The sequence below is a fragment of the Pedobacter frigidisoli genome, from assembly GCF_004331675.1.
GTDB lineage: Bacteria > Bacteroidota > Bacteroidia > Sphingobacteriales > Sphingobacteriaceae > Pedobacter > Pedobacter frigidisoli.
This window is the reverse complement of sequence record NZ_SJSN01000007.1, coordinates 204,128-224,330: the sequence shown is the minus strand read 5'-3', so window position 1 is coordinate 224,330 and position 20,203 is coordinate 204,128. Positions and strand designations below refer to the sequence as shown.

Sequence of the window (20,203 nt, the reverse complement as noted above, 5' to 3'; positions counted from 1 at the left end):
GGGAACTGAAAAAGTCCACAATAAAAATTAATTGTAAAAATGTCTAATTCAATAAGCATAAACGATAGAAATTCAAAAGCCCCCTTTAGGGGGTTGGGGGTTCTAGAAGTTGCGATATTAAATGTAAAAGCTGGTTCATCAGCCGATTTTGAAAAGGCTTTTCACGAGGCTCAAAAAATTATTTCCTCAATGGATGGTTACATTTCGCATCAGCTAAAAAAGTGTTTGGAAGAATCAGACAAATATATATTGCTTGTAAATTGGGAAACATTAGAATCACATACAAAGGGTTTTAGAGACTCGGCAGAATACCAAGATTGGAAAAAATTATTACATCATTTTTATGAGCCTTTTCCAACAGTTGAACATTACGTTGAGGTGGGATAGCTTAAGGTAAAAGCAAAAAACCATAACCAACTAGTCATTGCGAGGTACGAATCAATCTATTACGTAAGCGAGATTGCTTCGTGCCTCGCAATGACGACAAGAAAAAAATAGAATGGAAACATTACAAGAAATACAAAACCAATTTAATGCAGTCTCTGAAAAGTATGACAGGCAAAGGCGTTTTCTTATTCCTTGTTTTGATGATTTTTACGGAACTGCCTTAACCTTATCTGAAGAAGTTAAATCGGTGAAAAACATTTTAGATGTTGGTGCAGGCACCGGTTTGATGAGTGCGTTTTTCCATGAGAAATACCCTGATGCAAAAATAACCCTGATAGATATTTCTACGGCTATGCTTAAGAAAGCTGAGGAGCGTTTTGAGGGAAATGAAAATATCAGTTTTTTAAATGCCGATTTTGCTACAGTTGATTTGTCAGAAAACCAATACGATTTAGTGGTTTCAGGCTTAGCGATACATCATTTGCCAAATGAATTGAAACAACAGTTGTTTGGAAAAATTGCTAAAACACTGAAACCGGGTGGATGGTTTATTAATGCCGACCAAATTTTAGGAGAAACTGAATTAGCAGAAAAGATTTATACCAAAAACTGGAAAAACCATGTTGAGCAAAATCCGAATTTAACAGACGAAGAAAAACGAAGTGCCTTTGAGCGGATTAAGGTTGACATCATGGCTCCCTTGAAACCACAATTAGAATGGCTTGAAAATGCAGGACTACAAAATGCAAATTGTTATTACCAGTATTACAATTTTGTAGTGTTTGCCGCAAATAAATAATTAAAAAGGCGTATATCAGTTCTTGATACCTGATACTCGCTACTTGATACTAATAAAATGAAGAAGTTCACAAAATTAACATCGGCAGTTGTGCCTTTAAACATAGAGAACATTGATACCGACCAGATTATTCCTGCGAGGTTTTTAAAAGCAACTACTCGTGAGGGTTTTGGCGAAAATCTGTTCCGCGATTGGCGTTATGAAAATGATAATCGACCCAAAGCAGATTTCATTTTAAATGATCCGACTTATAGCGGTCAGGTTTTAGTTGCCGGAAAAAACTTTGGTTGCGGAAGTAGTCGTGAGCACGCTGCCTGGGCTATTCAAGACGCAGGTTTTGATGTGGTTATCAGTAGTTTCTTCGCCGATATTTTTAAAGGAAATGCTTTAAACAATGGTTTATTGCCAATTCAGGTTAGTGAAGATTTCTTGAAAAAAATTTTTACAGCTGTAGAAGCAAACCCAAAAACAAATTTAACCGTTCACTTAGAAAACCAAACGGTTACTATAGAGGGGCAAGTCCTCCCTACCGGGGAGGATTTAGGTGGGGCTGAATCTTTTGAAATAAACGCTTACAAAAAATCGTGTTTGATAAACGGTTACGATGATATTGATTTCATTTTGGCGCAGAAAGAACTGATTGAGGAGTTTGAGAAAAGATAGACGGCGGATAGCGAAAAAAGCTAAAACGCTAACGCTAACACACTCGTCATTGCGAGGCACGAAGCAATCCTACTACTATAGCTTGGGGCTTTAACCCATCGCTTTAAGATTGCTTCGTTCCTCGCAATGACGACCGCCCGTAAAATCAGTGAAATCACTTTAATCGGTGTAATTCCCTAAAGAAAAAAAAATGAAAGAAAGTTTCGTCACCATTCAGAATTTAAACCTAAAATACCAACAAAAATCGGTGTTAAAGGATTTGAATTGGACCATCAATCATGGTGAAAACTGGGTATTAGGCGGAATTAGTGGAAGTGGAAAAACTTCATTGGCAAAGATTATTGCAAGGCAATTAAGTGCAATTGGCGAGGTTAAAATTAATTTCGATTTTGATAATCTTTTACCAACCAAAGCATTATTTGTAGAAAGTTGGTATCAGTTTAAAAACTTAGAGGGCGTTGCAAACTTTTATTATCAACAGCGTTACACTAGTCAGCAGGCTAAAGATACAATTACCGTTCATGCAGAATTGGTTGGTTATGGCAAGGAAAATAGACTTCATTTAGATAAAGTTGAACCTATTCTAGAGGCCTTAAACTTTTCTTCTTTTGCCAGTTCGCAATTGATAGAATTATCAAGCGGAGAACATAAAAAACTGCAATTGGTTAAGGCTTTATGGTTAAAACCACAATTATTAATCATCGACCAACCTTACACAGGTCTGGATTCTGCATCTCGCAAAAATTTAAATATTTTATTGGATGAAGTTTCGGAAGACGGTGTACAGTTGATTTTGATTTGTAATGATTCGGAGTTACCCAGCTCTATTAATCGCTTTGCAGAGATAAAAGACGGTCAATTAATTGAAGTAGATTCACTTGAACAATCGTCAAATCCAGAAAAACATGCTAAAGAAATTCCTGATTTTTTAAAAGAATCGCCTGTTTATTCATCACAAAATACCGTTAAAATGGTTGATGTAAATATCAGCTATGGTAAAAAACAGGTTTTAAAGAATATCAATTGGGAAGTAAAAGCTGGCGAAAAGTGGCTTTTGCAAGGACATAATGGTTCTGGTAAATCTACCTTGCTAAGTTTAATTAACGGAGACCATCCTCAGTCTTATGCAAACGAACTTTATTTGTTTGGCAACAGACGTGGAAGTGGCGAAAGCATTTGGGATATCAAACAGCATATCGGTTTAATCTCGCCGGAGTTTCACTGGTACTTCGATTCAGCTTCTACCGTTTGGCAGAGTATCGCATCGGGTTTTTATGATACAGTGGGTTTGTTTCAACAACTTCCATATACTAAAAGTACCCAAGTTGATGAACTAGTGGCATATTTCGGATTGACGGAATGCAAAAATGAGTTGTTGAGCTCGCTTCCACTGGGAAAACAACGATTGGTTTTATTGGCGAGAACCATCATCAAAAATCCTGAATTATTGATTCTTGATGAACCCTGCCAGGGATTAGACCAACAACAAACAATACATTTTAACCAATTGGTTGATGAATTATGTATCAACGGAATGACCTTAATTTATGTTGGCCATTTTGAATCGCAGCTGCCAACCTGCTTGGAAAAAAGAATATTATTAGAAAACGGCGAGGTAAAAATCGTCGAAAGTTTAATCACCAAAACTCGTCATAACGAAGTACGAAGCAATCTTTTGCCCGGAACTATCTAACGGAGATTGCTTCGTACCTCGCAATGACGGCAAATATAATAGAATGAAGAAGAACATTTTAGTAATACCTGGAGACGGTATCGGACCCGAAGTAACCACATGGGGAAAAGCAGCATTAGAGAAGATTGCCGAAATTTTCGGACATGAATTTGTTTTTGATGAAGCTTTAATGGGTCACGCAGCTATTGAAGTTACAGGTGAACCACTGCCCGATGAAACTTTAGAGAAAGCAAGAAAAAGTGATGCCATCCTCTTTGGCGCAATCGGTCATGCGAAATACGATAACGACCCGAGTTTAAAAGTTAGACCTGAACAAGGTTTATTAAAAATCCGTAAGGAACTTGGCCTATTTGCAAATCTTCGTCCGATTTTATTATTTGATGAACTTCTTGAAGCCTCAAGTATTAAGGCAGAAATTTTAAGAGGAACTGATATTTTGTTTTTCCGTGAGTTAACCGGCGATGTTTATTTCGGCGAAAAAAACCGTTCTGAAGATAGAAACACAGCTTCTGATTTAATGATTTACCACCGTTACGAAGTGGAACGAATTGCACATAAAGCTTATCAGGCAGCCCAACAACGTAGCAAAAGATTATGTTCAGTAGATAAAGCGAATGTTTTGGAAAGCTCTCGCTTATGGCGTGAAACCGTTCAGGAAATTGCTAAGCAATATCCTGATGTGGAAACCGAACACATGTTTATCGATAACGCAGCAATGCAACTTATTAAAAACCCAAAGAAATTTGATGTGGTTTTAACGGCAAATTTATTTGGTGATATTCTAACGGATGAGGCTTCACAAATTGCAGGTTCAATGGGCATGCTGGCATCGGCATCAGTGGGCGAAAGCACCGGTTTCTTTGAGCCAATCCACGGTTCTGCACATGATATTGCAGGTAAAGATTTGGCCAATCCGCTAGCCTCTATCCTATCCGCAGCGCTCATGCTCGAAATTGGTTTCGGACTAAAAGAAGAAGCAAAATTATTAGTCGATACGATTGACCAAGTATTAAAAGAGGGTTTTAGAACCCACGATATTGCCGACCAAACCACCAACCGATTTAAAGTTTTAGGTACAGCTGAAATGGGCAAATTGGTAATGAAATTTTTATCCCAAAAGTTAACCACAACAAATCAAGCATAATGATACACGACCCGAATAAAGTCTATATTTTCGATACCACCTTACGCGATGGCGAGCAAGTCCCCGGTTGCCAATTGGATACCAATCAAAAAATTGAAATCGCAAAAGCACTTGAATTATTGGGTGTTGATGTAATTGAGGCTGGTTTCCCTATCTCAAGTCCTGGCGATTTCCAAAGTGTGGTAGAGTTATCAAAAGCCATCAAAAACCCAACTATTTGTGCTTTAACACGTGCAATTAAAGGCGATATCGATGTAGCTGCAGAATCTTTACAGTACGCAAAATACCCTCGAATCCATACCGGAATTGGTGCATCGGATATGCACATTCAGTATAAGTTTAACAGCACTCGCGAAAAGATTTTAGAAAGAGCGGTTGAAGCTGTAAAATACGCAAAGAAATTTGTGGAAGATGTTGAATTTTATGCAGAAGATGCTGGTAGAGCGGATAACGCATTTTTAGCGCAAATGATTGAAGCCGTAATTGCGGCTGGAGCAACAGTGGTAAATATTCCAGATACGAACGGTTATTGTTTGCCAGACCAATATGGTTCGAAAATTCTTTACTTAAAGGAGAATGTGAAGAATATCGACCAAGCGATAATCTCTGTTCATTGCCATAACGATTTAGGTGTGGCAACCGCAAACAGTATTGCAGGTGTTTTAAATGGTGCACGCCAAATTGAATGTACCATTAACGGAATCGGCGAAAGAGCTGGAAACACAGCTTTGGAAGAGGTTTCGATGATTTTGAAAACCCATGCTTTAGGTTTACACACGGGTATCAATAGCAAACATTTCACTGAAATTAGTGGAATGGTTAGCCGTATGATGCACATGCCGGTACAGCCAAACAAAGCCATTATTGGTAAAAATGCTTTTGCGCACAGTTCAGGGATTCACCAGGATGGATTTTTAAAACACCGTGAAAACTATGAAATCATCAACCCTGAAGATGTTGGTTTAAATAGTGCTGATATTATTTTAACTGCCCGTAGCGGTCGCCATGCTTTGAAACACCATTTAGAGCGTTTGGATTATGATATTGAGAAAATTAATATTGATGATGTTTACGAACGTTTCTTGGTTTTGGCTGATGAGAAAAAAGACATCAGTGATGATGATTTACTTTTCTTAATGAGCGATGGCGAAACTCCATCTTACATCAACGGATATAAACTAAACTTTTTACAGGTTGTTTGTGGTGATTTGGTTAGTCCGACGGCCAATATAAAACTTCAATATAACAACGAGGAAAAAGAAGCAAAAGCAGAAGGAAATGGCCCTGTTGATGCTACAATAAACGCAATTTCGAGTCTGATTGATAAAGACATTACACTTAAAGAATTTACCATTCAGGCGATGCATGGCGGAAGTGATGACGTGAGTAAAGTAAACATGAAAGTAGATTACAATGGGAAATCTTTCGTTGGTTTTGGGTTTAGCACCGATATTGTAAAGGCATCAGCCAATGCATATTTGGATGCGATTAATAAGTTTTTGTAGGGAGTCAGAAGACCGAGGTCAGAAAGTCGGAAGACAAGAATGACTAAAGCTGAAAGGAACACCCCGTCCTGCGGACACCCCTCTGGAAGAGGGGAATGCTGGATGCATAAACTATAGGGTTTTATAAAATGCGAGGGGAATTCCCCTCTTTTAGAGGGGTGCCTGAAAGGCGGGGTGTTTTTTTAATTTGAAATACTGCTTTAAGTGTTTTCTAAACCTGATAGCAGTGGAAATACTTTTTTGGAGAAATAGCGAGAGAGATTGCCACGTCGTTCCTCCTCGCAATGACGGAAATGAAGCGCATGACAGAAGTTAAAAAAGATTGCAACGAATAGCAGGACTGAAATAACCAAAAAGCACTGAAACCTGCTTTTCAAAAGAAATAGGTGTGATTCAAATCTTGATACTTGATTCTCACTACTAGATACTGAAAAATGACTAATACAATAAAAAATACTTTCGATTTTGAGGGCGCTTTTAAAACTTTAGAAGGTGTTGTAAAACGTACTCCTCTTGAGTTTAATGAGGGCTTATCGTTAAAATACCATGCAAATATTTATCTCAAGAGAGAAGATTTACAAATTGTACGTTCCTACAAATTGCGTGGTGCTTATAATAAAATAAGTACCTTAAAAGCAGATTCGTTAAAAAATGGTATTGTCTGTGCAAGTGCTGGTAATCATGCCCAAGGCGTAGCTTATTCTTGCAAAAAGTTAAATATCAAAGGTGTAATATTTATGCCCGAAATAACGCCAAAGCAAAAGATTAAGCAAGTAAATATGTTTGGTGGCGACAATATTGAGATTGTTTTGGTTGGCGATACCTTTGATGATTGTTTAAAAGAGGCCTTAATTTATTGTGAAGAAAAATCATCGACGTTTATTCCGCCTTTTGATGATGAGAAAGTAATTGAGGGACAAGCCACTGTTGCAATGGAAATTTTTCAGGATTTACCTGATTTAGATGCCATAATTGTGCCTGTTGGTGGTGGTGGCTTAGCTTCGGGCGTTAGTTCTTACTTGCAAACAGTAAAGCCTGATGTAAAAATTTTCGGTGTAGAACCCATGGGTGCTCCATCATTAAGTGAAGCACTTAAAAATGGCGGACCGATAACGGTCGAAAATATTGAACGCTTTGTAGATGGTGCGGCGGTAAAAAGAATGGGTTGGATAACTTACAAATATTGCAAGGAGCTACTAAGTTCTACATACTTAATTCCTGAAGGGCAAATTTGTACCACTATTTTAAAGCTTTATAATGAAGATGCGATTGTTGTAGAACCTGCAGGTGCATTATCGGTTGCAGCTTTAGAGCAGTTAAAAGACCAAATTGCTGGCAAAACTGTTGTTTGCATCGTAAGTGGTGGCAATAATGATATCGAGCGCATGCAGGAAATTAAAGAGAAATCTTTGTTATTCGAGGGCTTGAAACATTATTTCATTGTTCGTTTCCCGCAGAGACCAGGAGCGCTAAAATTATTTGTAAATGAGGTTCTAGGTCCGCATGATGATATTACCCGTTTTGAGTTTATTAAAAAAACAAACAAAGAGAACGGTCCTGCGTTGGTGGGAATTGAACTCACAAATAAAGATGATTACGCAAGTTTGCTCGAAAGAATGAAAGAGTTTAAATTCGAAATTATTGAGCTGAATCAAGACCAGACTTTGTTTGAGTATTTGGTTTAGGGGAGCTGAAAGAAAAGCTATTAAAATTTAATCTTGCTGTCATTCTGAGGAACGAAGAATCTCCAGCCGATTAGCATTGGCTGAACTTAACCTACTAGCTTTGGCTCGGGTATATTTACGGTAGTTTTCTATGGCATGGGATTCTTCACTGTGTTCAGAATGACAAACCTTAGGAACAAAATTTCAAAAAATGAATTTCAAAGATTTAACCAACAAAACATTAGTAACCGATAAAGATTTAGATTGGGAGGAATTAGGCGGAGGCGTTAAACGTAAAGTGATGCCTTTTGATGATAACCTGATGTTGGTTAAAGTAGATTTTGAAAAAGATTCCATTGGTTCTATTCACAATCATCCGCATTTGCAATTGAGTTATGTAGCAAAAGGAAGTTTTGAAGTGACTATGGGCGAGGATAAAAAGATTTTAAACGAGGGCGATGTTTTCTTTGCGCCATCGAATGTATTTCATGGCGTGGTTTGCCTTGAGGCAGGAATGTTAATTGATATCTTTAATCCACATCGTGAAGATTTTTTGAAATGAGAGAGGGTTAAAGAAATTGAATAACTAACCATATTTTCAATGTGTGTTGCTCGACTAAAAACACTATACATTTTGTAAGAAGCCATTAATCAACGCCGAATTCAGTTGCTAAGTTAATTAAAACATAACAAAAAAATTACGTGTTGATTTTAGAAAACACTTTCATATTAATTATTCAAAAGTGAACCGTACATTTTTATAACCCAAACCTTCTATAATCGGTTTCAAAACAGTTGTAGCATTGGTTTTTGTCTGAGAAAGAATGCTAGATTTTTTTACTTCGGCAGTTGCTTGTCTTTCAGCAGCTTTATAGGCTTCGTCTACTAAGCCAGCCTCTCGAAAGAAAGCCATTTTGGTATCGTAAACTCTCGAATTTTTGTGATCGATTTTAACATAGCAAATCTCTGGCTGTGGTAAATTTACTACAGCGGTATCTCCATCAATATTAACATCTTCTCGTGTTATTTTAGTTAAATCGATACAACCAACAGCCTCAGCCTTAACAATTAATAAAACACTTGCTTCGGGCAAAAAATCTGTTTTGTTTTTATGTTCCAGCACATCGCTAATTTGATAGCGAACAAGTTCTAGTTTACCAATAGCTTCAATTTTTTCTACCATAAGCTGGTGCTTGCTTTCAACAGATGTACTAATGCTGAATTTCTTAGAAATAAAAAGATAGCCTGCGATTAGTATAATGAGCCAAGGTAGAATTCGAAATAATCCTCTCATAATTAAAATAATAATATTTTTTCAATTTTGTATGTAATTGATTAAACAATTATTAATCCATAATAAACATTTCGGCATTTTTGGCAGTTATTTTGCATTAGCAATATACACACACAAATAAACACTAATCAATATGAAAAAGCTAACTATTTTAATGCTTTGCATTGCCACGCTGGGCCTAGCATCTTGCAAAAAGGACACTATTGTTCAAGACACCCCAAACATCACCGTGTACAAAACCATTCAACCTAACCAATGGGTTTCTGGTAGTGATACAAATGGACTTTTTTACTATGTAGACATTACTGATAATCGCATAGAACAATATGAAGATGATGGAATTATCTTATCATTTGCTCGTTTTAATGATGATGGATATGACGCCCTACCATTCACTTATGGAACAGATTCTTACAGTTACAGCTCATTCCCAGGAAGAATAAGGGTTTACCTACAATTTAACAACAACAGAAACACACTGCCAGTTAGACCAACGGCTAGCATTGGTGCTAGAATAGTTTTGGTTGCATCATCTTCAGAATAAAAAAAATATTTAAAATTCTAAAAAACGACCAATGTTCAATTGAACGTGGTCGTTTTTTTTATGTTCTCCTCTGTTCAATTGCAAGGCACGGACATTAACACCGTTCCGTTCTAACAATAGCTCATCGTAAAAACCCTTGTAGTAAACATCTTTTACTTCAAACCGTCTACTACCCCAGTTGCTATTAATTTCTGCCCATTCGGGATAAAAAACCACCGAGGCCGCAAAAGTTTTTATCCCAAGTTTTTCTGCATCTCCCCTAGACAACACAACTGCATTACCCAAAATCTGAGCAGTGTAGATATGTTTTGGATTTTGATAAATCTCTGATGGCTTGCCCGTTTGTAGGAGTTCGCCATCTCGCAAAATCAGCAATTGGTCTGCAAGGAATAAACCATCTGCTGGGTCGTGAGAAACAAGTATTACAGTAACTCCGGTTTCTGCAGCAACACGTTTTATATCGGCTCGTAATTGGTTTTTGAGCAAAGCATCAACTTGACTAAAAGGTTCATCTAACAGTAAAACTTTGGTATCTGCCACCATGGCTTTGGCGATGGCTACACGTTGTTGTTCACCTCCACTTAGCTCGATAATTTTTTTATTTTGTAATGGAAGAATTCGCAAATGCTCCATGATGGCCAAAGTTTTTTCAGCCTTGGTTTTTAAATCGGTATTCGATAATTGTGAGGCAATATTATCGTAAACCTTTGCATAAATGTTCAATGAAAAATCCTGAGTTACCATTTTCATTTGCTTATGGCCAGGAATTAATTGTTCATCAGGTCCTTTAACTTTTTCATCCTCGAAAAAAATTTCACCCTCATCAGTCTTCAGTAACCCATAAATAGATTTTAACAAAGTTGATTTACCGCTTCCACTTTCACCGATGATTGCTACAACATCACCTCTTTTAATATCGAAACTTATGTTTTTAATGCCGCCTGCCTGTTCTGCCTGATATTGTTTCGTTAAATTTTTAACGCTAATTATATTATCGCTCACAGGGTAAATATAAAGCTAAAAGCAGAAAGACTAAAGTTTAAAGCGAAATGTTTTTACGTAGAAAATCCTGTTTCGCCTAACCGAAACAGGATTTTATTGGTTCATTTGTTTAATTGTTCATTGGTCTAGTTCATTAGACTTCGGTCTTTTGGACTTCTGACTCCCGACTTCTCTAACCTAATTTATTCCGAAAGTTACACCGAAGCTCATGTTTCTTAAACCGGCTTGTGCAGGAGTTGTAAACATATCATTGAAATAGTATTTGGTAAATAAACCTAAGCCTCCGTAACCGAATCTAACTGTACCTCCGTAACGAACAGATTGAAAATGATAGCTATCATATTGTTTTTCTTTCCCACGCTCATCACTAATTTGTTTAACCTTACCGTTCAGTAAGAAGCTCACCTCAGAACCTACAACAAAGTAGAAACGTTTACCTTTTTTGCTTTCACTTGTACGGAACTCAAAGTTTAATGGAATATGCACATAGCTACTGGAGAAACGGTTTTTAGAGAACGCAATATTCTCGTTAACGTATGTTAGTGTTGGTTGATTTTTCTGAATGGTAATGTTATCTCTCAATCTAATTAAGGTCCAATCGAAACCACCGGCGACGTAAACTTTAAAGTTTGAGTTAAAGCGGTATCCGAATTGTAAAACATCAAAAGAGAATGTACTGGTTTTGCCGCCCTTGTAATCTAAAAACTCGTTATTAGGAGATAAGTTGAAGTCGCCATTGTCTATCAATCTGGAGAAACCTAAATCCACTCTGGTAAAAGTAATTCCACCAACGAAGCGGCCTTTTTTTGCATTATCTGTAGAATCGCCAGTTTTTGTAATCAAGTTTCCTCCACCGATAGTTAGGGTATATTTACTTTTCTTTTTGATAACTGTGTCCTGAGCCACTGTATCTTGTTGAGCAAGAGCGCTCTGAGCCATAACACCGGCAAACCCGCTTACCAAAAGTGTTGTAAAAATTAGATGTTTCATATTTCGTGTGTGTTTATTGAATGATTGAATGATAGAATTAAAGCACTTTATCTTGAAATCCTTAAATCCTAATTAATCCTGGTATTATTTTCTATTTTTTTTCCCAAATTTAAAAGGACCGATATTTATCGATGAAAGTGAAGAATCATCATCATCAGTACGAAACTGAATAAACTTATCTTTTCTTTTATCCACTTTGTTTACGATTAAGTTTACCACATCGCCAACGTTTCTGATGCCTTTATTTTCAACTTGATTATCATCTCCGCTTACATCATCAGCTTTAACAGTGGTGGCTGTAGAAGCAATTACCGTTTCAGGATTAGCTTGCAAAATCGCTTCATCAATTTTCTTCTTGATGATTTCCTGTTTTGGCTCTTCAACTTTAGCAATAAAAGTTTCTTGTTTCAGCATTTCAGGAGCAGTAACTACCGTTTGCTTTTCTAAAGGCTTAGCGGTTTCTTTTACTGAAGTTTTTGCAATTGCTTCAACAGGTTTTGAGGTAGCTGGTAATATTATTTTCTCCGTCGGAACGACCAAAGTTTTTGTAGTATCTTTAATTGGTTGGGTTTCGAGAATTGGCTTAACCACCTTAGGTTCAACACGATTTGCGAATTTATTTGGTTTTGCCTCTTGTTGTTGATAAACCAAAACCCCAACTGTGGCAATTAATAAAACTGCCGCTGCAGATAACCAGTAAATCGGTATAACCCTTTTTTTCTTCGGTTCAATCTCACTTTCGATACTGCTCCACAAATCTCTCGATGGCGTAATTTCAGCATCTTCGAAAGCATTTTTAAATAGCTTATCAAAATCCTTATCCTGTATAGGTTGCATAACCAAATCCCTCCATTTTTATAATTTCCTCTTTTAATATTGCTCTCGCCCTTGATAGTTGCGATTTACTTGCACCCTCTGAGATGCCAAGCGTTTCTCCTATTTCTTTGTGCGAGTAGCCCTCAATTACGTACATGTTGAAAACCATTCGGTAACCATCTGCCAATTTTTGTATCACTTTCATCAAATCCTGCATGCCCAGAGTACCAAAATCAAATCCTGTTGATGGTTGTTCGTAAGCCTCATCAATTTCTACCACATTCAGGCTCCGTAAATTTTTGCGGTAACTTTCAATTGCCGTATTCACCATCACTCTTCTAATCCAGCCTTCGAAAGAACCGTCGCCCCTGTATTCCTTAATCTTTTGAAAAACCTTGATGTATCCCACTTGCAATACATCTTCAGCCTCCATTCTGTCTTTTGCGTAGCGCATACAAACGGCCAACATTTTCGATGCAGTTTGCTTATAAAGCAGCTCCTGCATCTTCCGGTCGCCGGCTTTGCAGCCCTCCATCAAATCGTTTATCGTATAGCTTCGCGTCAATTTCATTGTGTGTTTGTATATAGAAGATGACAGATTACAAACATTGGTTGCATGAGAAGTAAGAAATAGTTAAATAAAAGTTAAATTTTATTTTTATCAACTGATTATCAACAAGATAAATGATATATAAATTTACAGAAAGATATAGTTTTTTGATTTGGAAAGCAACGGCAGTAGGTTTTTTGAGGCGTTAGTCCCACTATCCATTAGAATCTTTTTCAAACTTCTGTCATGCTGAGGTACGAAGCATCTGTTTCATCGTTTGCAGATGCTTCGTGCCTCAGCATGACAGCAGATTCAAGGTTGCTGCAAACAAAAAGTATTTCCACTCCTATCGGGTTTATAAACTCAGGATATTGCAGGAAATGAAACCAGCAAAGCGCAAAAATTTGGCTAAAGCCGAAAAGCATTTTCATAGTTCCGTTGGCTGAAGCCAACGGCAAAGAATAGCGATATTTTTAAGCAAATTGCATTTCATTGCCGTCTGCTTCAGCTGACTGTTTTTTAATGCAATTGATTTTATTTTCATCCAGCAAGGCCCTAGCATAAAATCTTCGTTAACCTTAAGCCCAGCCTAACAAATTTTTGGGGATTCACCGTCCAAGCCAAATCACTAACTTAAATACAAAAATTTTCAGCTGGCAATTTTGTTGTCAAAAGAAAAAAGCTCTTCTGGCCGAGACAAAATTTTACTTCTTAACCTTAAACAATTTAAAATCCTGTTTGTAAGTCAAGAAAAATGAATGATTAAACTGCAATTGTTTATCTGTATTATCCAAATCAATATGCGGTTCAAAGCGAACATCAAGATATAAATGCGGAATCAGTTCCTTTTGATAAGCATAGCGCAGTGAAACGACGTTTCTTCCACTTTGCTTTAGGCCGTTCGTATATAGATTACTCGAAACCGATTCATACAAAGGCATACCTTTAATAGAGATGAAATTATTTCCTTTCCAATACGATGCAACCAAACTACCCCATTTACTTTCTACACCAGCGTTTAACCACAAACCAAAACCACCCTCGAAAGCACATCGTTTATCGGGCGAAAAATCCTTGTAAACAGCGATATAATTATCGGTATAAACCTGTTTGATGTTGGCGTTAATTTCCTTATGTAATTTCAATCCTGCTGCTCCATTAAAAACCGTACTAATCGGAATTTCCTTTAACACATCAATTTGTCCGCCTTGGTGAAAAGCCAAAAACTGAGCAGGAATACTCAGTTTCCAGTTATCCGTTTTCAGTAGAAAAGTTTCTGTGGATAAACCACCGATGATTTCTTCTTTGGCTGGCTCGCCTTTATAAATCATTTTTTGCCAGGCTATCCAGGCATCTAATGTAAACTTTTTACGCTCCACCAATAGTTGTGTTCCATATTCAATTGGCGTAGTAATTGTTCTTTCGAAATCATAAAGTGGTTCAATGTATTTATGCTGAATTCCTCCCTCTAAACTTCCAAAAATCAAAGTTAAATTACGCTTATGGTATTTTAAACTAAACAAGGGTTTCGCATCCGATATTCCGTTTCTGCCAAAGTCCTTACGAATAAAAGCGCCTGCCGTTATAGCTAAGTTAGGATGTGCGTAATAAACAATCTGTGGCTGCAACTGCGTTCCATACAAAGTATAACCATCATGAAAATCATTGGTATACTCGTAATTACGAACGTAATTGAAATTGTAGAAATTAAAGTGAACTTCGTTAGTTAAACTACTATCCGGACGAATTCTGTTTTCTAAAGCCGATTGATTAAACTGTGCAGAGGCAAAATAAGAAGTAAAAAGAAATGATATTAGGAGTAAGGTCTTTTTCAGACCCGTGTTTGTAAACATGCGCTTGGTTTTTGTTGCCCAAATTTAGGATAGTTTTTTGTTTATTTAACCGCAAAGAATGGGAAGTTTACGCAAAGAAAACAAAGAAAGTTTTCTGTTTAACCACTAAGCCACAAAGGACACGAAGTTTAACATCAAAATGAATTATAATTTATCTTGGTCCTCTTCGTGTCTTGGGGGTAAAAAGCTATTCACCGCGTTTCTTACGATAATTCTTATATAGCTTAACCGCAATCATAATCGCCATTGCAACGCCCATGATGCCAATCAGACCATAAATCCAGTTAATTGCATTTTTGAGAATAACAACGAAGACGATGGCAATCATAAAAATAGTTGCCAATTCTCGCCATAAACGAAGTTGAAAACTGCTTAATTTAAACTGCCCCTCTTTTAGCTGCTTAACAATATTTTGGCAAATGAAATGGTAGATTAATAATCCTACCACGAAACCAAGTTTGACATGCATCCAATCTGCCTGCAGCAGTCCCGGACGCAGGGATAGCATGGAGACACCAGCCAAAACTGAAATAATCATTGCAGGAGTGGCAATGATTTTCCACAAAGTAGCCTCCATTTTTGTAAACTGATTCACAAGAATACTTTTTTCAGGCTCTGATTTTTCGTTGGCTTCGGTATGATAAATGAAAAGACTTAAGATATAGAACAAGCCTGCCATCCAACTAATTACGAATACGATATGTACCGCAAGAAAGTAGTAATAATATGGCTGTAGGTTTTCTATCATGATTTAATTTTATTCAGAATATAGGTATCAACCCAATTTGGAATATTCAGAAACTCGAGATTCAAAATTCCGTCCTTAATATCCCCTAAATAATTATGCCTAGTGCCTGAATTATCCCAAAGATACGTTTCATCGACCTCTTTTAACATATCTATAAGTAAATCCATTGTAAGGAAATAACGCTTTTCTATTTTATCATCATCAACAAAATGACCACCCTTTTTTACTCTATCCTTTACTCGCTCTAAATTCATCGCAGGCGTTTCCGTTCCAATAAAGTATAGATAAATCTTGTAATTATTTTGGTGTGCAAATTCAATGAGTTTCTATTTCGAGGGATGTGAGAAAACCGTTTCGAAAGAAAATGATTTTTTAGCTTCAATTAGCTTGTGGCGAATAAAGTCAGCTATTATTGCAAAGTGATAGGAATTATAATCAATATAATCACTTTCACCTTTTACAATAACGTTTTCTTTTATAACTAAATTCCAGCTATCTGTTTTGAAATCAGCTTTAGTAAACAAGCCATTTAGCAAATAGAATTCTTCGAATTCAGTTTGTGAACAAATAATATCAAATTCTGAAAGATTTAGAAAATTATTCTTCTTAAAATCTGACTCCAAATTATCGGCATTAACAAAAATCCGTGTCGAGAAATAAATAGGTTTTATGGAATTGTATAGAGTGGTTTTACCAGAACCATTAGGTCCTGCAAAAACCCTTAGCTTAGGCTTTATAGCCATTATTAAAAAAGTTTAATCCTCTTATTATTAACCCTTTTTTTTGCGAAACTTCCTGAAGAAATTTTTATTGTTTCTCCATTGTTGAAAGTTCTGTAAACCCCATCAGCTTTAACTTCAGTTCTACCTAAATTCATGGCGTCAACTACACGAAGAACATCATCCATAGTTTTATCTATGGCATCAATTACCTGTTTAATTGGTAATTTATCTTCGTCTTGTAGTGATATAACAGTCATGAATAAAAATTATTTATGCTAATATAAGAAAATGACTTGTAATTTAATACCTAAACTCCTTAACCACATCAATCGCATATTTCACATTATCGAAAGGAATATCTGGCATAATACCATGACCCAAATTGAAAATAAATCCTTCCGTTCCACGCATGCGCTCGAAAAGTTTGTGAATTTGTGCCTTGATTACCGATTGGTCTGCATATAAAATGTGCGGGTCTAAATTTCCCTGAACTGCAATCCCAGCTGGTAAAGCATTTTTGATGTTCAATAAATCTGCGTTCCAATCTACCGAAATCACATCAGGTTTTGCCTCAGCCATAATCGGCGCAAAAACCGAACTTCCCTTACAGAAAGAAATTACAGGAATATCTTTTCTATTTAAGTTCGAAATAATCTCCTGGATATAACGGTGTGAAAATTCCTGGTAATCGTTCCAAGATAAAGCAAGTGCCCAGCTATCGAAAATCTGAACGGCGTTAACACCCGCAGCAATTTGAAGATTCAAATAATCAGCAGTAACCTTTGCAATTTTAGCTAAAAGCTTATGCGCTAACTCTGGTTGGTTATGAATGAAAAGTTTAGTTAATTTAAAATCTTTAGAAGAACCACCCTCAATTAAGTAACTCATCACTGTAAAAGGCGCACCCGCGAAACCAATTAAAGGAATGTTACCATCCAAACGTTGTTGAATCACTTTAATCGCATCGGCAACGTATTGCAATTCATCTAAACAATCAACATTTAAGTTTTCTACATCTTGTGCGGTGCGAACTGGGTTTGCAAACTTAGGACCAACGCCTTGAGTGAAACTCAAATCGCCGCCCATGGCCTCGCCAGTTACTAAAATATCACAGAATAAAATCGCTGCATCAATGCCTAATAAATCAACAGGTAACATGGTAACATCAGCTGCAATTTCTGGGGTTTTGCACATCTCTAAAAAAGAGTATTTGTTTTTAATCTCCCAATATTGTGGCATAAAACGACCTGCCTGACGCATCATCCATACTGGCGGGCGTTCGGTTTGTTTTGAAAATGCAGCGTCTAAAAATAAATTATTCTTCATGGTATATTTTGTATCGCGTTCGTTAAAGGACTAATCCAAAACCCCTTTCTACAAGATGCTGAAATAAATTCAGCATGACGAATTCTTGAGGGACTAGCGGGCTAAAAAATTTTAATTCCGCAAATGTATAAATAAAAAAAAAACGAAGTACCTTTTTATTCCTAAAGCGATGCCTCGTTATTCAAAATGACAATAATAATATTATAATTTACTTATTTCCTTTTCTAGCTTAACAATTATATCCTTTGAGCGTGATGATTCTGCAAGTTCTGTAGCCAATTTTAAATAAGCCTCAGCCCGCTCTTTATCTTTTTTACGTAAAGCAATCGTAGTCAGATGTATCAGTACATAAGATTTCTGATTCTTACCGCCAACAGGATAACGACTCGCCAACTGAAAATGATATTCAGCTTTGTCGTAATCTTCCTCTTTCAAGGCCATATTCCCCTGCATAAACTCGTAATATCCTCTGCGACTTTTAGCCAATCGCTCAGGATTTCCCACTTCAGCCAATAGCGCTCTAGTTTTTCCGAATTCGTTATTCTTAAAATACTTTGATGCCATTAAAACTGAACTATGTTTAAAATGGCTCCAAACAACAAAAGCAAATAATAACCCTGAAACAGCAGCCAGCTCGTATTGCTTGTAGAAAATACAAACCAACCCGGCCAGCAGAAAAACTGCCATCAAAGCATATCTGCCTTTATTATTGTACATTAATGAATATCAGTGAACTTATAACCTACACCACGAATAGAGTGGAAATAAACTGGATTTTTCTGGTCTGGCTCGAAATACTTACGGAACGTTAGAATAAAATTATCAATCGTTCTTGTCGATGGATAAACATCATAATTCCAAACCGTTTCTAAAATCTGCTCACGAGAAACCGCATCATTTTTACGCTCGATTAAGAGTTTCAACAACATCGTTTCTTTCTTGGTTAACGGTGTAATTGTACCATCATCATGTTTCAATTCGAAAGAATTAAAATAGATTGTTTTATCACCGATTTTGTAAGAATTTAATTCTTTTAAATCATCAGATTTCAAGCTGCGTTTAACCAAAATACCAACACGAAGAATTAATTCTTCCAAGTTGAAAGGCTTAACTAAATAATCGTCAGCTCCTTTTTTCAAACCTAAAACACGGTCTTCTGAAGTGTTTTTAGCTGTTAAAAACATAATCGGAACTTCTGCATTCTCCAAACGAATTGTCTCGCAAACCTGGAAACCATCCATCTCAGGCAACATCACATCTAAAATAATTAGATTGAAGCGTTCTTCTTTGAATATTTTAAGAGCGGTTTTGCCATCTTTAACGGCGTGAACTTTATAACCCTCAAGTTCGAGGTTTAATTTGATAGCATCTAACAAGTGGTCCTCGTCTTCTACCAATAGAATTCTTAATTTTTGTGACATAATTGAGATTAACTAAATGTTACTTCAAAAATACTTCCTTGAGGCAAATTGTCTTTTACTGTAATATCTGCATCATGGTATTGTAAAACCTCTTTCACAATAAACAAGCCTAAACCTGTTCCTTTCGCTTTCCTGACATTCTCATTACCAACGCGGTAAAACTTATCAAATATCAACATTTTTTCGGCATCTGAAATACCTGGTCCTTTATCCGTTACACTTAATCTCAAATGCCCGTCTATCTTGTCCAAAGACACATTTATCTCATCGCAAGGACTAGAATACTTCACCGCATTTTCGATTAAATTCGTAACTACTGACGATAAGGCAAACTTGTCACCCATTAACTGCAAATTTGGCTGAATATGGGCATTTATGAGTTGTTCATTACCACAAGAGTGAACTTGCAGCCTGTCTGTAATTTTATAAACCAATTCCGAGAAATTAAATTCCTCTTTCGGAAAGGTGTAAGAACGGTTTTCAATCTTGGTTGCTAGCAACATATTTTCCACCAAATCATCCAAACGTTCGATGTCTTTTAAAGAATTATTTAGCAAAGATAATTGCCTTGCTTTGTCTAAATCTCTCTTAACAATAGTCTGGATAGAAAGTTTTATCGCAGCCAAAGGCGACTTCAGCTCATGCGTAATCGACATTAAAAAGTTCTGCTGTTGCTCCCTTAATTTATCTTCACGCTTTAACGATTGATGCAGGAAATAACCACCAATACAAAGAAGAAATAAAAATACCGAGCCCTCTCCCATAATCATCGTCATGCGGCTGGGCTGCAAACGCACTACCAAGGTTCCCCAAGAAATGAGCTGGATTAGTGCGTAGAGCAATAACGCGTAAAATATGATAATGGATTTCTTCATACACCCCAACCCCTAAAGGGGCTTTAATTTATTAATTTTCGACATGGTTCGTGTCCTCACGAATCATTTAATTCTTATTATTTGGAAAGCAGGTTTCTGTTCATTTCTGTTATTTCGGTCCCGCTTTTCGTTTCTGCCGATGAAAAACCGGCATTCACTTCAATCGGGTTTAGATAATTCGGGATTCTACAATAAACTAAAAAACCA

At 36.7% G+C, this 20,203-nt stretch carries 23 protein-coding genes; 9 read left to right on the top strand and 14 right to left on the bottom strand.

Annotated features, from left to right (window positions below; all coding sequences use genetic code 11):
* Nucleotides 1-39: 39 nt before the first annotated feature.
* The 8 genes from EZ449_RS10880 to EZ449_RS10845 all read left to right on the top strand — a co-directional run bounded on the left by EZ449_RS10880 (nt 40) and on the right by EZ449_RS10845 (nt 8,417).
* Nucleotides 40-387, top strand: a complete 348-nt coding sequence (locus tag EZ449_RS10880) for an antibiotic biosynthesis monooxygenase family protein (RefSeq protein ID WP_131558582.1) — start codon at nt 40-42, stop codon at nt 385-387.
* A 112-nt stretch (nt 388-499) separates the two neighbouring features.
* Nucleotides 500-1,186: a class I SAM-dependent methyltransferase gene (locus tag EZ449_RS10875; RefSeq protein ID WP_131558580.1), complete on the top strand. Its 687-nt coding sequence runs from the start codon at nt 500-502 to the stop codon at nt 1,184-1,186.
* 57 nt (nt 1,187-1,243) lie between these two features.
* Nucleotides 1,244-1,849: a 3-isopropylmalate dehydratase small subunit gene (gene leuD / locus EZ449_RS10870; RefSeq protein WP_131558578.1), complete on the top strand. Its 606-nt coding sequence runs from the start codon at nt 1,244-1,246 to the stop codon at nt 1,847-1,849.
* A gap of 190 nt (nt 1,850-2,039) precedes the next feature.
* On the top strand, nt 2,040-3,542 hold the full coding sequence (locus EZ449_RS10865) for an ATP-binding cassette domain-containing protein (RefSeq protein ID WP_131558576.1): 1,503 nt from the start codon (nt 2,040-2,042) through the stop codon (nt 3,540-3,542).
* Between the two features lie 43 nt (nt 3,543-3,585).
* A complete protein-coding gene (gene leuB, locus EZ449_RS10860; protein ID WP_131558574.1) occupies nt 3,586-4,686 on the top strand; it encodes a 3-isopropylmalate dehydrogenase in 1,101 nt (366 codons plus the stop codon).
* A complete protein-coding gene (locus EZ449_RS10855) occupies nt 4,686-6,191 on the top strand; it encodes a 2-isopropylmalate synthase (protein WP_131558572.1) in 1,506 nt (501 codons plus the stop codon). Before leuB ends, EZ449_RS10855 begins: the two co-directional genes overlap by 1 nt.
* Nucleotides 6,192-6,625: 434 nt before the next feature.
* Entirely contained in the window at nt 6,626-7,876 is a 1,251-nt protein-coding gene (gene ilvA / locus EZ449_RS10850; protein ID WP_131558570.1) for a threonine ammonia-lyase IlvA, read from the top strand.
* Nucleotides 7,877-8,066: 190 nt separating this feature from the next.
* On the top strand, nt 8,067-8,417 hold the full coding sequence (locus tag EZ449_RS10845) for a cupin domain-containing protein (protein ID WP_131558567.1): 351 nt from the start codon (nt 8,067-8,069) through the stop codon (nt 8,415-8,417).
* Nucleotides 8,418-8,588: 171 nt separating this feature from the next.
* On the opposite strand, the gene EZ449_RS10840 is transcribed toward EZ449_RS10845, so the two are convergent.
* The gene (locus tag EZ449_RS10840; protein WP_131558565.1) at nt 8,589-9,149 is read right to left on the bottom strand and encodes a DUF4230 domain-containing protein; all 561 of its coding nucleotides are present in this window, start codon (nt 9,147-9,149) and stop codon (nt 8,589-8,591) included.
* 133 nt (nt 9,150-9,282) lie between these two features.
* On the opposite strand from EZ449_RS10840, the gene EZ449_RS10835 reads away from it, so the two are divergent.
* Nucleotides 9,283-9,693: a hypothetical protein gene (locus EZ449_RS10835; protein ID WP_131558563.1), complete on the top strand. Its 411-nt coding sequence runs from the start codon at nt 9,283-9,285 to the stop codon at nt 9,691-9,693.
* Between the two features lie 9 nt (nt 9,694-9,702).
* Here the strand turns inward: EZ449_RS10835 and EZ449_RS10830 are convergent, their stop codons facing one another.
* The 13 genes from EZ449_RS10830 to EZ449_RS10770 all read right to left on the bottom strand — a co-directional run bounded on the left by EZ449_RS10830 (nt 9,703) and on the right by EZ449_RS10770 (nt 19,996).
* A complete protein-coding gene (locus EZ449_RS10830; RefSeq protein WP_131558561.1) occupies nt 9,703-10,695 on the bottom strand; it encodes an ABC transporter ATP-binding protein in 993 nt (330 codons plus the stop codon).
* A gap of 177 nt (nt 10,696-10,872) precedes the next feature.
* A complete protein-coding gene (locus EZ449_RS10825) occupies nt 10,873-11,685 on the bottom strand; it encodes an outer membrane beta-barrel protein (RefSeq protein WP_131558559.1) in 813 nt (270 codons plus the stop codon).
* Nucleotides 11,686-11,769: 84 nt separating this feature from the next.
* Complete coding sequence (locus EZ449_RS10820) at nt 11,770-12,522, bottom strand: hypothetical protein (protein ID WP_131558557.1); 753 nt, start codon at nt 12,520-12,522, stop codon at nt 11,770-11,772.
* Entirely contained in the window at nt 12,503-13,072 is a 570-nt protein-coding gene (locus EZ449_RS10815) for an RNA polymerase sigma factor (RefSeq protein ID WP_131558554.1), read from the bottom strand. Before EZ449_RS10815 ends, EZ449_RS10820 begins: the two co-directional genes overlap by 20 nt.
* Nucleotides 13,073-13,755: 683 nt before the next feature.
* Nucleotides 13,756-14,904: a hypothetical protein gene (locus EZ449_RS10810; protein ID WP_131558552.1), complete on the bottom strand. Its 1,149-nt coding sequence runs from the start codon at nt 14,902-14,904 to the stop codon at nt 13,756-13,758.
* A 187-nt stretch (nt 14,905-15,091) separates the two neighbouring features.
* The gene (locus EZ449_RS10805; RefSeq protein WP_131558550.1) at nt 15,092-15,652 is read right to left on the bottom strand and encodes a CopD family protein; all 561 of its coding nucleotides are present in this window, start codon (nt 15,650-15,652) and stop codon (nt 15,092-15,094) included.
* On the bottom strand, nt 15,649-15,906 hold the full coding sequence (locus EZ449_RS10800) for a hypothetical protein (RefSeq protein ID WP_131558548.1): 258 nt from the start codon (nt 15,904-15,906) through the stop codon (nt 15,649-15,651). Before EZ449_RS10800 ends, EZ449_RS10805 begins: the two co-directional genes overlap by 4 nt.
* A gap of 72 nt (nt 15,907-15,978) precedes the next feature.
* The gene (locus tag EZ449_RS10795; RefSeq protein ID WP_131558546.1) at nt 15,979-16,395 is read right to left on the bottom strand and encodes a hypothetical protein; all 417 of its coding nucleotides are present in this window, start codon (nt 16,393-16,395) and stop codon (nt 15,979-15,981) included.
* Between the two features lie 2 nt (nt 16,396-16,397).
* On the bottom strand, nt 16,398-16,631 hold the full coding sequence (locus EZ449_RS10790) for a hypothetical protein (RefSeq protein ID WP_131558544.1): 234 nt from the start codon (nt 16,629-16,631) through the stop codon (nt 16,398-16,400).
* A 43-nt stretch (nt 16,632-16,674) separates the two neighbouring features.
* On the bottom strand, nt 16,675-17,700 hold the full coding sequence (gene hemE, locus EZ449_RS10785) for a uroporphyrinogen decarboxylase (protein WP_131558542.1): 1,026 nt from the start codon (nt 17,698-17,700) through the stop codon (nt 16,675-16,677).
* Between the two features lie 201 nt (nt 17,701-17,901).
* Complete coding sequence (locus EZ449_RS10780; protein ID WP_131558540.1) at nt 17,902-18,417, bottom strand: hypothetical protein; 516 nt, start codon at nt 18,415-18,417, stop codon at nt 17,902-17,904.
* Nucleotides 18,417-19,121 carry a response regulator transcription factor gene (locus EZ449_RS10775; protein WP_109926856.1) on the bottom strand — a complete coding sequence of 235 codons (705 nt, stop codon included), beginning with the start codon at nt 19,119-19,121 and terminating at the stop codon, nt 18,417-18,419. Before EZ449_RS10775 ends, EZ449_RS10780 begins: the two co-directional genes overlap by 1 nt.
* 8 nt (nt 19,122-19,129) lie before the next feature.
* Entirely contained in the window at nt 19,130-19,996 is an 867-nt protein-coding gene (locus EZ449_RS10770) for a sensor histidine kinase (RefSeq protein ID WP_131558538.1), read from the bottom strand.
* Nucleotides 19,997-20,203 lie beyond the last annotated feature (207 nt).